Origin of the sequence: Vibrio porteresiae DSM 19223 (assembly GCF_024347055.1) — a bacterium.
Lineage (GTDB): Bacteria > Pseudomonadota > Gammaproteobacteria > Enterobacterales > Vibrionaceae > Vibrio > Vibrio porteresiae.
This window is the reverse complement of sequence record NZ_AP024895.1, coordinates 2,376,863-2,391,387: the sequence shown is the minus strand read 5'-3', so window position 1 is coordinate 2,391,387 and position 14,525 is coordinate 2,376,863. Positions and strand designations below refer to the sequence as shown.

The window sequence follows — 14,525 nt, the reverse complement described above, 5'->3', positions numbered from 1 at the left end:
AAGTTCACCGTTAGCTTCAAAGGTAACAAGGCAATGACATGGGGTAGATGTTCTCTTGAGATAACGATGTTAAACTGATGCGCACAAAATGTGCTCAAGGAGTGGGGCATCACATGGTTACAACTCACGTGCAGTCAAAGTGGCAAAAAGGGCTGATGACCTTGCTCATTATTGGGCTGGTGGCAGTGAGCTCGCTCAATCTTGCTGATGAAAAAGCGCATCAGCTCATTAATCAAGCCATGCTTAGTGCTGCAGGAAGCTACACCATTGCGCGCACCTTAGATGCCGCGATCTCGACTCTGCAAAGCTCGGAAGTTTCAGCGGGTGTGTTTTCCATCGACATCGGCCAAGTGCTTAATCCAGTCAGTGACTTAATCAATAAGTTCAGTGACATCATGGTGATGTCTTTCACTTCACTGAGCCTACAGAAAGTACTTTTGTTGATGCTATCGTCAACCGCCGCTAACGTGATATTTGCTCTGTTTGCCGCCGCGTACTTATTGACGATGTGGGCTGGCTGGGCACAGCAGTGGCGATCGCTTGCCCAACGCCTTTTTCATATCATGGCGATTGGCCGGTTTTTAGTGTTGCTCGCGGTGCTCAGTTCACAATGCATTGATTGGTGGTTTATCAATCCACAAATCGAGCAATATCAACAGCGTGTGGCTGCTTTAGCCCATGAGTCTGAGCAATCGAGTTACCCTGTTACAGCGGCAGAAGAAAAAACCGAACACAGCTTTCTCAGTTTCTTGCAACAGCTTCAGCAGCAATGGGAACAGTTAACCCACGATGTTGCAGCCCAAAAGGATAAATTAACACAACTGGCGGATATTGCAGAGAGCTCGGTGGTCGATTTGATGACTTTGATGGCGCTTTATTTACTCAAGACCTTGATATTACCCTTATTATTTGTGTTTCTATGTCGTATGGGATTATCAAGATTATTCACTACGATTCCGGTTAACACCGTTGATAAAATACCGAGTAACTAGGTCTTTTTCTTAAAATACGAGAAAATTACTTATTCGCATGGAAAAGAATTTTTTGTCACTTTTTATTCAGAAAAAAAAGTGGTATTAATCACACTTATTTCAAAAGCAGGAGCGAGAAACACATGGAGCCTAATCAGGACACCGTTTTTAACTTTAGCGCAGGTCCGGCTGTATTACCGAAACCGGTTATGCTCAAAGCACAACAAGAATTTGTTAACTGGCACGATCTTGGATCGTCCGTCATGGAAATCAGCCACCGTAGTAAACCTTTTATTCAGGTCGCTAAAGAAGCGGAGCAAGATCTACGTGATCTGCTAAATATCCCTGATAACTACAAAGTCCTTTTCTGCCAAGGTGGTGCGCGTGCTCAATTTGCTGCTGTACCTCTAAACCTTCTTGGTGAGTCGACTAAAGCGACTTACATCGATGGCGGCTACTGGGCGATGAGCGCAGTAAAAGAAGCTCAAAAATACTGTGAAATCGACCTTTTTGATGCCAAAACAGAGATCGATGGCAAAATGGCGGTTAAACCCGCTTCAGCTTGGTCTATCGCTGATGATTCTGCCTACGTGCACTTTTGTCCAAACGAAACCATCGACGGCATCGAAATCAATGACCTCCCTGTGACTGACAAACCAATCGTAGCAGACATGTCTTCGAACATTCTGTCTAAAGTGATTGATGTGTCTAAGTACGGCGTGATCTACGCTGGTGCACAGAAAAACATTGGTCCTGCTGGTATCTGTATCGCGATTGTGCGTGACGACTTGTTGGATTTGGCGAACGACGTATTACCTAGCGTATTGAATTACAAAATTCTTGCCGAAGGTGAATCAATGTTCAACACACCACCAACATTTGCATGGTACTTATCTGGTCAAGTGTTCAAATGGTTGAAAGACCAAGGTGGCGTGAAAGCGATGGAAGCGGTTAACCGCCAAAAAGCTGACCTTCTTTACAGCGCTATCGACGGCTCAGACTTCTACCGTAACAACATTCACCCTGCGAACCGTTCGCGCATGAATATCCCATTCCAACTGGCTAAACCAGAATTGGATGCGACATTCCTTGAACTGGCTGAAGCAAAAGGTTTGACTTCACTTAAAGGTCACCGTGTTGTTGGTGGTATGCGTGCTTCTATCTACAACGCGATGCCACTCGAAGGCGTTCAAGCTCTTGTTGACTTTATGCGTGAGTTCGAAGCTCAATACGCTTAAGTTGCTATAACGCTTTAAGTCCTTAAGCAATAGATAGTAAAAGAGCAGAAACAATAAAAAAGCGCAGTGTGAAAACACTGCGCTTTTTCTTTCAGCTAATGGCTAACTCACATTATGAGGTAGCACGTGGACGCTGTTTATTGTTCGGACGTTGACCCGGACGGCCAGCTCCAGCTGGTTTGCCATTATTCACCGCACCGCGGTTCCCTTGGTTATTACCTGCTTTTTGACCATTGCCTTGGTTACGGTTGCCACTATTGCCACCACCATTACGTTGGCTACCAGCACGGTTGTCGCTATTGCGGCTATTGGTGTTTCCTTCGCCACGATTGCTGTTGTTACCACGGTTGTTGGTTTGGCCATTGTTGTTGCGACCGCCACGTAATGGTTCAAATCCTGGTTGATCAGGCGAGTGCTTGGTTGCAAAACGGTTTGAACCGTGACGACCAGACTTACGACGTTGCGCCGGTGTTTGTTTGTCACCATCTTCTGCCGGAACCAAACAGCCCGGTTTATCACCAATAAGATGCTTTTTACCCATCTCGATTAAGGCTTCACGAATGATTGGCCAGTTCACCGGATCATGGTAACGCAATAGCGCTTTGTGCAAGCGACGTTGACGAATGCCTTTTGGAACAGGAATATCTTCACGTTTCTTGTACTTAACGCGTTTTAGCGGGTTCACTTCTGAGTGATACATCGCGGTGGCGTTACACATCGGTGATGGGTAGAAGTTTTGTACTTGGTCACATTCGAAGTCGTTCTTTTTCAGCCACAACGCCAAATTCAGCATGTCTTCATCTTCAGTACCTGGGTGAGCTGAGATGAAGTACGGGATCAAATACTGCTTCTTACCCGCTTCGGCACTGTATTTTTCAAATAACGCTTTGAACTTGTCATAGGTGCCCATGCCCGGTTTCATCATCAGATCCAGTGGACCTTTTTCGGTATGTTCAGGGGCAATCTTCAAGTAACCACCGACGTGGTGAGTCACCAACTCTTTGATGTACTCTGGAGATTCAATAGCAAGGTCGTAACGAACCCCAGATGCGATCAAAATCTTCTTAATACCATCCACTTGACGAGCTGCGCGGTAGAGATCGATGGTGTGTTTGTGATCGGTATTTAACTTATGACAGATACCAGGGAACACACATGATGGGCGACGACAGTTTGCTTCTGCTTTAGGATCAGAACAGCCTAGGCGATACATGTTCGCCGTTGGGCCACCCAAATCGGAAATGGTGCCAGTGAAGCCAGGCACTTTGTCACGGATCTCGGCAAGCTCATTTAAGATCGATTCTTGAGAGCGGTTTTGAATGATACGGCCTTCGTGCTCAGTAATAGAGCAGAAAGAACAGCCACCAAAACAGCCACGCATGATGTTCACCGAGGTTTTGATCATGTCGTAGGCAGGAATTTTTGCCTTGCCATATTTCGGGTGCGGTACGCGCGCGTAGTAAAGGCCAAACACATAGTCCATCTCTTCAGTGGAGAGAGGAATAGGGGATTGGTTGACTAACAGCTCACGATTACCGTGGCTTTGCAGTAGCGCACGCCCTGAATAAGGGTTGGTCTCTAGGTGCAATACGCGGCTAGCGTGCGCATACAAAATACGGTCATTCACTAACTTCTCGAATGAAGGTAGGCGCACGGCGGTATTTTCTGCATCGTGACGAGAAGGACGAATGGTAATCGGCTTTGGCTGACTATCTTCTTCCTTGGTTTTCGTCTCACACTGAGTTTCTACTTCATACGGGTTGGTCGGTACAAAGGGTGTGCTTGGTTTATCGATGCGCGAAGAATCGATGATTTTGTAACGTTCAGGTGCAGCTGAAAGGTTAACAGCGGTACCACGAATGTTGGTCATGGTCTCGATGGTTTCCCCGTCCGCAAGGCGATGGGCCACTTCGACAAGGGCGCGCTCAGCGTTACCAAACAGCAAAATATCGGCTTTCGCATCCATTAAAATAGAGCGGCGTACTTTGTCTGACCAATAATCGTAATGGGCGACGCGGCGCAGACTCGCCTCAATGCCGCCAAGTACGATAGGCACATCTTTATAGGCTTCTTTACAACGTTGCGAATAGACCAAGGTTGCGCGATCAGGGCGTTTACCCCCTTCATTATTGGGAGTATAGGCATCATCTTGGCGCAACTTTTTATCCGATGTATAGCGGTTAATCATCGAATCCATGTTGCCAGCAGTGATGCCGAAAAAGAGGTTAGGTTTCCCCAGTTCCATAAAGGCATCTTTATTCTGCCATTCTGGCTGGGCAATAATACCTACGCGAAATCCTTGAGCTTCAAGTAATCGGCCAATAATCGCCATACCAAAACTAGGGTGGTCAACGTAGGCATCACCGGTCACGATGATGACATCACAGCTGTCCCAACCCAGTTGGTCCATCTCTTTACGAGAGGTCGGTAAGAATGGGGAAATGCCATAGCACTCAGCCCAATACTTGTTGTACTCAAAAATCTTTTTAATATTCATAGAGATAACATTTGCTCACTTATCTAACAGTTATGGCATTTTCAGGAAGAATTATTGTTGTGCCATCTGTCGTGCTGACTTCCATCGGTGTGAATGTTCGCTCATTACTGTTTGATAAATCCATCTGTTCATTCCCATTGCGGCAAAGAACACGACCGACCGCATGTTCTTGATGGTCATGACATTCCCTCTGCGGGTATAAATTGAGCGACAAAATAGCGCTGGAGTTTATCATGAACTCAATAGAGAACACCATGATCACTTCACGTTATATTAAGGATAGTTAACATTGGTATTAGGCGTATATTTTTTAGGGATTTCGCTACCGTTAGATGAAAAAAGCCTGCAATTTGCAGGCTTTTTATCAACACGGTTGTTTGGTCAAATCGGTACTATTGATCGATGTTGGCCACAAACTCTTCAATGCGTTGACGTGAAGTAAATGGGTTCAAAAATACCGCTTTTTCACCTGGCAGATAGAGGCATTGACCGTTTGCGTTGTAAGCAGTGCGAGCAATGGAATCGATCCAGTTGGTGTTCAGTACTTGGCCTTTACGCGCTTGGAAATTTTGACGGTGGAACGCCGCAGCGTGTACCACATTTTCCATGTCTTTTTCTGACGTAAACGCATCGCGTTCACGACGGAACATTTCCGTTGCTTCTGCTTTGCATTTTGCATCGTAAAGACGGAAGGTCACTGAAGGGCCGTGGTTTTCTGGTGAAACCACAACACAGTTTGGCTTTTGTTCTAATAGCGCGCGCAGGTAGTTCGCGTTTTGCAGGCCATTAGCAATCACGGCTTGGTAACCTTCTAAGCCCATGTATTGCAGAGCAGAAAATGCAGAAAAGACACCCACACCGCTACGAGAACACTCAATAGTGGATTGCAGGTGAGTATCATCTTGCATCGCTGGTTCAAAGTATGAGAAGTAACTTGGATCGTGTTTTAAGCTCTCAAAATCTTTACCGTTTTTCACCATGATCAAACTAGAGGTATAAGGAACATAACCCCATTTTTGGAAATCGACAGTGAACGAATCTGCGTATTTTAGCGCTTTCACTTTGCCATTCAGTGCCATTAGGCCATCAAGCGTTGCCGCATTAATGCCTAGAGGGTTAGTGGTAAAGTCATAGTTATTGAAGAAAATTAGCGCCCAACCGATAGCCGCATCCACATGGATGTGTGGCTTGTAAGAGGTTTTGTACTGTGCGCATAAGCGTTCACGGATATCATAAACCGCTTTCACATCATCGATTGCAAAGGTATCTGTCGTGCCAAAGGTCAACAAAATGGTCGGAATCACAATGCCTTGTTTAAAGCAGGTTTCCATTTGTTGCTCAGCATGGTCGATATCCATTTGGTTATTTTCATCGATATGAATGCGCAATACTTGATCGTTGATATTGATGCCCAGTAACGACAAGTTGGTCATGTTGGAATAGTGACCCGCTTGAGAGTTCATCATCATCATCGATTGATTGGCAAAACCTTGCACGCAAGAGCCTGGCAGGGCTTTACGCAGACCCAGCAGGTAACCATATAGGTTACAGAACGTGCCGCCTTGAGTGAAAATACCAGAAGCATTTTCAACGTCGTAACCAGCAAGATTTGCAATTTGACGAACCACTAAACGTTCAAGTTCAGTCGCTTTACCTGAGTATTCGCTGTACACCAAGTTTGGGTTAGCGATCGTGGCCAAAATGGCACCGTGAATCGCAGGATCGCTCGGCGTAGAAATCACGTTTTCTACCGCTTTAGGATCTTCCCAGTTTTTGGTTTTTTGCGCTGCGAACATCGCGATAGGATCGAATGGTTCGTTACTGTCTGAGCAATGCGCTGGAATCTCTGAATAGTTCAGCAGGGTTTCCATCATGTGCTCGTCGTTTAATTCAGCACTGTGGCGACGGTTCTCAATTAAACTGTCCAAGCCGGCGATCTGATAGGTTGGCCATAACGCTTTATCGCGACCGAAAAAGCGTTTTACCACCTGAGAATACTTACTGTTGAACGTATCGCTTACAGTATTGGCAGAAAGATCAGACCAAACGTGCTCAATTATTTCCGTTGTCATACGGACCTCTTACTTAATGGTATAAACGAAGTTAATACAATTTAAATTTGCGAACTAGTTGGTCTAGTTCACTATTGGCTTGCGCCAAGAGTTCAGTTGCTGACACCGTTTGACGACCGCTGACCACAAGGGATTCAACGATATCGCGGATGGTCAACATATTGCGCGATAGTTCTTCCGTTACACGGCTTTGTTCTTCTGTCGCGGTAGCAATTTGGGTGCTGACATCATCGATTTCGTTTACCGATTGGCTCATCTCGGTCAGGCTGGTGGAGACTTGGGCAGTGCTGTCGGCAGTGGATTGACACTGTTGCTGGGTCTGTTTCATCGAGTTGACCACACTGGAGGTGACGTCCAGTAGTTGCTGCAGCATGGAAGAAATTTCCGAGGTACTGTTTTGGGTGCGAACAGCCAGTGCGCGCACTTCATCGGCAACCACCGCAAAGCCACGACCTTGTTCGCCGGCGCGAGCGGCTTCAATTGCAGCGTTTAGTGCTAACAGATTGGTTTGCGCTGAGATCTCTTCAATCACATTTACCACGTCGTAGATTTTCATCGTATCGTTGTTCATTGCCGCAATACGGCCAGACATGGTTTCCACTTCACCCACTAATGACTCGACGTTACTCACTGCGTTATTAACGATGGCCAGTGATTCACGTGCGCCAGTGTTAGCAGAAGCGGTAAGTTTGTTCGATTCAGTGACGTTAACCGCCACGCTATGGGCGCTTTCACTCATCTCAGTAATCGCGGTGACTACTTGTTCTGTCTCAGCAGAGTGAGAAATTAACTGGGTTTCGTTATCACGAGCGCTTTGACCCAGTTGCGTGATACTGCTGGAGATGTTTTGGCTTGCTTGAGCAATGTGCAGCATCATTTGTTGCAATTGCTCAGTGAAGCTGTTGAAACCTTGGCTGATTTGCGCAAGATCGTCATTGCCATCCACTTGTAGACGTGACGTCAGGTCGCCACTGCCTTGTGAAAGCGCTAATACCGCTGCTTTCAAGCGTAGTAGAGGTTTATAGGCACTTTCGATGGAGAGCACCATGCAAGCACAGCTCACCAAAAGCAGCACTAGACCGGTCCAAATGGCATTCCATTTCGCACTTTCCACACCCGCTTGAGCGGTCGATTTGTCAATGAAAACCATCAACGTCCAGTGGTTATCGCCGGTAAGATGAATACGTTGGAAGTAACCAGTAAAGTCTTTGCCAAGGTAAGGGAAAGTCAGATGTCCTTGCTCTTTGGTTTCGAAACCACGTTCCATATCAGCAAACACTGGGTTGACTTGGGTTGGTGTTTTGCCAATGTCAGATGGGTCATCACTTGCAAAGAAGACAGAGTTGCGGTCAACCAACGTGGCTGCGCCACCTGCAAAACGCATTTGGTTGATGCTACTGGCAACGTTATCGATCACGATATCACCAATCAAAACACCCACTTTGCGACCATTTTCGGTCACTGCTTTGGTCAGGCTGATGGTTTTCTCACCGGTCTGCAAATCTTGATAAATGTCGGTCACGATCAGATCGTTAGACTGAATTGCTGTTTTATACCAAGGTCGATTTTGTAGAATGTTGTTACCAAGAATTTGGTGATCGCGAGAGATGAAGCTAGTGCCGTTACTGTAAGCGATGGCAACGGTGCTGAAATTGCCGCTTTTTTCGAGTAGGTCAACTAATTTGAGGTTTTCCGCGTCCGAAAGGTTGAGAGAAAATGAAGCGGCTCCGTTATCAATGGCTTGTTGCTTACCTTGATACCAAGTTTCCATATTGGAAACTTGCGATTTGAGTTTTATCTCTGTTTCTTTCACCAGAGAAGACACCATTTTGTCTTGCAGATTATAGATATTAATCGAACCAAGAATGATCAATGAAAGTGCGACTAATAATGACACACTGAGATAGATGCGAGATTTAAAACCTAAAGTCATGCGCTCCGCTAACAAGTATTCCTTGTTATCCCTAAAATATATTGTTGAAACAACGATGCATGCCTACTTTATTTACCCTCCCTAACTTTGCAGCGCTTCATAAACAGAGATGCAAGCAGGCTACAATTTCCTAATACATGTCGAATTGGGATGGCTTGCCGAGTGTGTGCCGTCGATTCGAACATGGAAGGATAGTGGATGATAGGCATTGCTACTGGTTTTAATCATACAGATGGCAATGAATATAAATTCAATGCAACTGATTGATGTTGTGCGCAGTGAATATAATCTAATATGTGTGGCGAATACAACACTTTATAAAAATAAAATGATCATCAATGGCTGATTGTTTTGCATTCAATTCGTAATGAAAAATTTATCCCTGCGTCACAATCAAGAAACATGTGATGGCCTTTTGATCGGTTTGTCTGAGAGGGCAAGATAAGGTGAGATTGTTGCGAATGACATGATTTGCAGGTATCTGCGTTAAAACGCATGACATTGGTCGTCATCACAAATGAAAATAGAGAAGAGGTCTCTGCGGTAGTGGTCATGTTCAACCACTGAACATAGAGGTCTTAGCAGGGAGTATTCGCCATTCGTAGCATGTGAAATAGAGTGAAACGACAGAGCTTCAAATAACTATTTGGGGATTGCTGGTAAGAGAAAAATTCGTCTAATAATTGGCGATAAGTCAAAATAATAACGAGTGCTATTTTTATGACGGATTATTTGATCAAATTAAGTAACAGCTAAAATAATATCCCAGTACCAAAAGTTAGCTTGCTACTGGGATATATTTAATTACTAAGAAACGGTTCTAATGATCTGATTCCGGAAACAAATAGGAGTAAAAATGCTGACTATGGTTACCAAACAATTGCTTTGCTCGCTGCTCTAAATCATGAGTGCAGCAATTATTATCTGAAATCGGGGTTAATTATCTGCTCATAGAGAGGCAACTCTTTTAACGAATAGTGGTTCTCTAAGGCGACAAGTAGCACTTCACTCCATGCATCATCAAAATCCAAGTCGTGGTTTAGCGAGTTCCAAAACTGCTTTCTAGCCACAGTCAGTTCGTCATTGGAGATGGTTTTCATTGACTCAAGGACGTGACGATAGGCAGTCAGTAAGTCCCATTCTGTTTGCATTAAACTATATACCCAATGGTGAAGTGATTTGGGGATAAATGAATAGTTTGCTATTATCTGCGCCCTGTTACTCTTCTTGTCTCGATGATTATGCTTCATTCATTACTTGCAATGTTGCCGCCTATGCTATTGGGTGCGCAGCTCGTTCTAACGCTCATCATGGTTAAAGGTGAAATCTGCCCTGGACAGCGTGGCCGTGTACATAAAGTGCTGCCAGTGGTTGGTATTTTGTGGTTAGCGACCGCTTTCAACCATCTTATTTTTATTGTACTTGGCGCAGGGATTCTGTTTTTCTGTTCGCAGGTGCAAACCAAGAAAACCCGCGATGAAGGCCCGTTGTGGGCAATGCATGTGACGAACGTGCTCGCGGTGCTTGCGCTGCTGTGGCAATCTTTCTTATATCCCCATCTTTGGGCTGGCGTAGCGCATTTTATCAGTCTAGCTGTCTCGGGTAGTGTCTTGGCGCATCTCTTGATGACGCTGGCGCGATCACGTCTGCAAGCGTTTAACCGGATTCTGCCAGTGGTAGGCATTGTTGGCACCATGCTGATGGTGCTCTGTTTAGTTCCGTATGGATACCAGTTGAGCGAGAGTGCATTAGGCGCGTTGACTCAAGGCGTATTAACCTATTTGGCACTGCTGGTGCTGGCGATCATCACTTGGTGTTGGCACATCTTTACCAATAAGAGCGTGGCAAAAATCCAGTTAGCGGTAACTCAAATTCTGATCTTGATCGCTATGACCGGATTTGAAGGTCTCTACTTACTTTAACCACAACGACACTTCATTTTTCGCAGTATCACATTTTTCACGTGTGATACTGCGCTTCTCTCTATTGCTGACTACGCTTTAAGTGATCTCTTACTTTCGACGATGGATAAGATCGCTATAAGGAGACTGACAATGGATCTCAGTAATGTGCAGCGTTTTGACACCCATATCTTACTTGGCATCATTAATGAAAAACTGCGGCTAGAGTGCCACAGTTTGGATGATTTAGTGATGACCTATGAAATCGATCAAAGTCACTTGGAACAAAAGCTTGAAGCTGCGGGCTTTGAATATGACCCGCTTACTAACCAATTCCGTTAGACTTAAGCTATTTTTATGCCTTCAAGATGGCTTTTACATTGTGAACGAGCCGTAGCAAAGAAGGCTTGGAGATAGCGTTTATCCTTTTCACTATGGCGAGTGGCGGCAAACAGACGTCGCCACAAGCCGTTACCCAGTGGCTTACTGGTGATCAATCCTTGGCGAGAAAATTCACTGATTGCCCAGTTAGGCAATGCTGCAACCCCAAGTCCAGCAGAAACCATTTGCACTAACATCAGAGTGTTATCGGCCTGTTTCCAGCGTGCCGGTTCAACTCCTGCTGGATTGAGGAAATGTTTTACCACATCCAAACGCTGCTTTTGTACTGGGTAGCTCAACATGGTTTGATCGGCGAGATCTTGTGGCTCAATACGCTCTTTATTGGCAAGCGGGTGATTTGTCGCAGTAATCAGGCGCATCTCAAAGTCAAACAGCGGCTCGTAATGCACTTCTGAACGCGGCAAAATATCTGACGTGATCACAAGATCCAGCTCGCCAGCGAGTAGAGCTGGCAGCGGTTCAAAACCAAAGCCTGAAGAAAAATCGAGTGTGACCGTTGGCCACGCCACCTGATATTCACGCAGCGCTGGCATGAGCCATTGGAAGCAGGAGTGACACTCAATCGCCATGTGTAAGCGACCATTCACATCCTCTTTGAGGCTGGCCAATTCATTTTCTGCTCGAGCAAGACGTGGCAAAATTTCATCAGCTAAAGCCAACAGAATCTCACCCTCAGAGGTGAATTTTACTGGGCGAGTTTTACGCAGAAAGAGTTGGCCACCAATACGTGACTCCAAGTCTTTGATCTGATGAGAAAGGGCTGACTGAGTAAGATGCTGCGCTGTGGCAGTCGAGGTCAACGAACCCGTATCGCGAAGTGAAATCAATGTTCGTAAGTGTTTGAGCTCAATCATTAAAAATCCTTACTTAACTGTGTGCCCTGAGCGTTGCATGTGCTTTTTGTTCCGTTACGGAGTGCGCGTAACTTATCACTTTATCTTTGGACTTGTAAACGTCTAGATGTCCAAATGGTTAGTGGATGTGTAAGTTTATCAATATCAACTTAAACTACATGAAAATTTTTAATAAACAAGTTGAATATTCGACGCTTGCGAAAATAACGTGCCAGTTAGATAGTTTAGCCATCTAGACATCTGAATTTGCATTCATTCAATGTCGGCTCCACATAATTTAGAAGGAAGAGATGATGGCGACAACAACACACATTTTGGGTTACCCACGCATTGGCGAACAACGTGAACTGAAATTTGGATTAGAGAAATATTGGCGAGGCGAAATCGATCAAGTTCAGTTGCAGGCATTGGGAAGTGACCTTCGCACGCAAAACTGGGCGTTGCAAAAGGAGGCTGGTCTTGAGTTTGTTACAGCAGGCGACTTTGCTTGGTATGACCATGTTCTTACCACGTCATTGCTGTTAGGGCATGTACCAGCGCGCCATCGTCATTCGGGCCACAGTGTGCAGGAACAAAGTGCTCTGGAATTGGACACGCTATTTAACGTTGCACGAGGTCAATCGCAACAGCAGTGTGGTTGCCAAGGACATGCAGCGTCAGATATGACTAAATGGTTTAACACTAACTATCATTACATCGTTCCAGAGTTTGGCGCAAACGATCAGTTTCAAGTCAGTTGGCCGCAGCTATTTGAGGAAATCAATCAAGCGCTACAGCAGGGCCATCAAGTCAAACCTGTCTTACTTGGGCCGGTGAGTTATCTCTATCTTGGGAAAGAAATTGAAGAAGGATTTGACCGTCTCTCATTGTTGCCGCGTGTGCTGGCCGCTTATCAAGACATTCTCGCAAAGCTTGCTGCGCAAGGTGTCACTTGGGTGCAAATCGATGAACCTATTTTGGCTCTTGAACTTGAGAGTCCGTGGCTTGAGTCATTTGCACTGGCGTATCAGACGCTCCAAAGCGAAGTGAAACTGTTACTGACTACCTATTTTGATTCTGTGTCACACGTACTGAGCAAGATAGTTACGCTGCCTGTTGATGGTTTGCATGTTGACCTTGCTTCAGCGCCAGAGCAATTGAATGAGGTGGTCAATCTATTACCAGAAGATTGGGTGCTGTCGGTTGGGGTGATTAATGGTCGTAACGTATGGCGAGCCAACCTCAGTGAATGGATTGAACGGTTAGAACCAGTAAAACAGCAATTGGGAGAGCGTCTCTGGATAGCCAGTTCTTGCTCGTTGTTGCATAGTCCCGTTAACCTTGATGCTGAGACAAAGTTAACGCCTGAAGTACAGAGTTGGTTTGCCTTTGCCAAACAGAAAGTAGCGGAAGTGGTGCTGTTAGGTAAAGCTCTGGATAACGATCCTGCGGCCATTCTTGCCTGTGACACATATAGCCAACCGATCATTGCTCGCCAGTCGGCACTGCATGTCAATAAACCTCACGTTCAAGATCGCGTTGAACAAATAACGCCAGCATTGAGTCAGCGCTCTGAACCTTATCAAGCGCGTGCCCATCATCAACATGAAGTGTTGAATCTGCCATTACTGCCTACAACGACCATTGGTTCGTTCCCGCAAACGGCGGAAATTCGCGCCTTACGTAGTGCATTTCGTCAGGGAAGATTAGCCAAAGCGGATTATGTGGCAGCAATTAAAGAGCAGATTGCCGATGCAGTTCAGCGACAGGAAGCGTTAGGTTTGGATGTTTTGGTGCACGGGGAGCCAGAGCGTAATGACATGGTAGAGTACTTTGCTGAACATCTGTCAGGTTTTCAAACCACAGAGTTTGGTTGGGTGCAGAGTTACGGATCGCGTTGTGTCAAACCTGCGATAGTGGTGGCTGATATTGAACGAGAACAGCCAATCACAGTGGAATGGTCGACTTACGCGCAATCTTTGACGCAAAAGCAGATGAAAGGGATGTTAACCGGCCCGGTGACCATTTTATGTTGGACATTCCCGCGTGAAGACATCAGCCGTAAGGCGATCACACAGCAATTAGCATTGGCACTACGTGATGAAGTACATGATTTGCAGGCGGCTGGAATTCACATTATCCAAATTGATGAACCTGCGATTCGTGAAGGCTTACCGCTTAAGCGGCGTGATCACCAAGCGTATCTTGATTGGGCAGTTGAAGCATTTCGTATTGCAGCGAGCAGTGCAAAATCAGAAACACAGATTCATACCCATATGTGTTACAGCGAATTTAATGAGATCATTGAATCGGTGGCGGCGATGGATGCCGACGTGATTACTATCGAGACGTCACGTTCAAATATGGAGTTACTTAAAGCGTTTGAAGAGTTTCACTACCCCAATGAAATTGGTCCTGGCGTTTACGATATTCACTCGCCAAACATTCCTGCACAGGGTTGGATTGAAGAGTTAATTCGTACTGCAGCAACAAAAATTCCGGTAGAGCGCTTATGGGTTAACCCCGATTGTGGCCTAAAAACGCGCAACTGGGCGGAAGTTGAAGCGTCGCTGACTAACATGGTGTTAGCAGCCAAAGCGCTACGTCAGGAATTTGCGCAGTAACAGGCATGATGACTTAGCGACGACTGAGTTAAGTGACAACAAAAAGGCCATCCG

Annotated in this window: 10 protein-coding genes; 5 read left to right on the top strand and 5 right to left on the bottom strand. The window is 45.6% G+C overall.

Annotated elements, in window-relative coordinates:
* Nucleotides 1-113 precede the first annotated feature (113 nt).
* Nucleotides 114-992: a hypothetical protein gene (locus OCV11_RS10955; RefSeq protein ID WP_261892888.1), complete on the top strand. Its 879-nt coding sequence runs from the start codon at nt 114-116 to the stop codon at nt 990-992.
* Nucleotides 993-1,114: 122 nt separating this feature from the next.
* Nucleotides 1,115-2,209: a 3-phosphoserine/phosphohydroxythreonine transaminase gene (gene serC / locus OCV11_RS10950; protein WP_261892887.1), complete on the top strand. Its 1,095-nt coding sequence runs from the start codon at nt 1,115-1,117 to the stop codon at nt 2,207-2,209.
* Nucleotides 2,210-2,321: 112 nt separating this feature from the next.
* Here serC and OCV11_RS10945 read toward each other — a convergent pair whose 3' ends face one another.
* The 4 genes from OCV11_RS10945 to OCV11_RS10930 form a co-directional block, all read right to left on the bottom strand.
* Entirely contained in the window at nt 2,322-4,712 is a 2,391-nt protein-coding gene (locus OCV11_RS10945) for a YgiQ family radical SAM protein (RefSeq protein WP_373332826.1), read from the bottom strand.
* A gap of 386 nt (nt 4,713-5,098) precedes the next feature.
* Complete coding sequence (locus OCV11_RS10940) at nt 5,099-6,778, bottom strand: pyridoxal phosphate-dependent decarboxylase family protein (RefSeq protein ID WP_261892885.1); 1,680 nt, start codon at nt 6,776-6,778, stop codon at nt 5,099-5,101.
* A 31-nt stretch (nt 6,779-6,809) separates the two neighbouring features.
* A complete protein-coding gene (locus OCV11_RS10935) occupies nt 6,810-8,711 on the bottom strand; it encodes a methyl-accepting chemotaxis protein (protein ID WP_261892884.1) in 1,902 nt (633 codons plus the stop codon).
* 920 nt (nt 8,712-9,631) lie between these two features.
* Nucleotides 9,632-9,862: a hypothetical protein gene (locus tag OCV11_RS10930; protein ID WP_261892883.1), complete on the bottom strand. Its 231-nt coding sequence runs from the start codon at nt 9,860-9,862 to the stop codon at nt 9,632-9,634.
* A 90-nt stretch (nt 9,863-9,952) separates the two neighbouring features.
* Here OCV11_RS10930 and OCV11_RS10925 point away from each other — a divergent pair, with 90 nt between their 5' ends.
* Together OCV11_RS10925 and OCV11_RS10920 are read left to right on the top strand one after the other, a co-directional pair.
* Complete coding sequence (locus OCV11_RS10925) at nt 9,953-10,633, top strand: hypothetical protein (RefSeq protein ID WP_261892882.1); 681 nt, start codon at nt 9,953-9,955, stop codon at nt 10,631-10,633.
* 132 nt (nt 10,634-10,765) lie between these two features.
* Nucleotides 10,766-10,954, top strand: a complete 189-nt coding sequence (locus OCV11_RS10920) for a DUF4250 domain-containing protein (RefSeq protein WP_261892881.1) — start codon at nt 10,766-10,768, stop codon at nt 10,952-10,954.
* A 2-nt stretch (nt 10,955-10,956) separates the two neighbouring features.
* On the opposite strand, the gene metR is transcribed toward OCV11_RS10920, so the two are convergent.
* Nucleotides 10,957-11,868 (bottom strand): HTH-type transcriptional regulator MetR, encoded by a 912-nt coding sequence (metR, locus tag OCV11_RS10915; protein ID WP_261892880.1) that lies wholly within the window; start codon nt 11,866-11,868, stop codon nt 10,957-10,959.
* A 293-nt stretch (nt 11,869-12,161) separates the two neighbouring features.
* Between metR and metE the strand changes: the two genes are divergently transcribed.
* Nucleotides 12,162-14,471, top strand: a complete 2,310-nt coding sequence (metE, locus tag OCV11_RS10910; protein WP_261896284.1) for a 5-methyltetrahydropteroyltriglutamate--homocysteine S-methyltransferase — start codon at nt 12,162-12,164, stop codon at nt 14,469-14,471.
* The last annotated feature ends 54 nt before the right edge of the window (nt 14,472-14,525 follow it).

Coding starts and splice junctions, on each gene's coding strand:
- OCV11_RS10925 (WP_261892882.1), top strand. CDS start 9,953: ATGCTTCATTCATTACTTGCAATGTTGCCGCCTATGCTATTGGGTGCG.
- serC (WP_261892887.1), top strand. CDS start 1,115: ATGGAGCCTAATCAGGACACCGTTTTTAACTTTAGCGCAGGTCCGGCT.
- OCV11_RS10920 (WP_261892881.1), top strand. CDS start 10,766: ATGGATCTCAGTAATGTGCAGCGTTTTGACACCCATATCTTACTTGGC.
- OCV11_RS10955 (WP_261892888.1), top strand. CDS start 114: ATGGTTACAACTCACGTGCAGTCAAAGTGGCAAAAAGGGCTGATGACC.
- OCV11_RS10935 (WP_261892884.1), bottom strand. CDS start 8,711: ATGACTTTAGGTTTTAAATCTCGCATCTATCTCAGTGTGTCATTATTA.
- metR (WP_261892880.1), bottom strand. CDS start 11,868: ATGATTGAGCTCAAACACTTACGAACATTGATTTCACTTCGCGATACG.
- OCV11_RS10930 (WP_261892883.1), bottom strand. CDS start 9,862: ATGCAAACAGAATGGGACTTACTGACTGCCTATCGTCACGTCCTTGAG.
- metE (WP_261896284.1), top strand. CDS start 12,162: ATGGCGACAACAACACACATTTTGGGTTACCCACGCATTGGCGAACAA.
- OCV11_RS10940 (WP_261892885.1), bottom strand. CDS start 6,778: ATGACAACGGAAATAATTGAGCACGTTTGGTCTGATCTTTCTGCCAAT.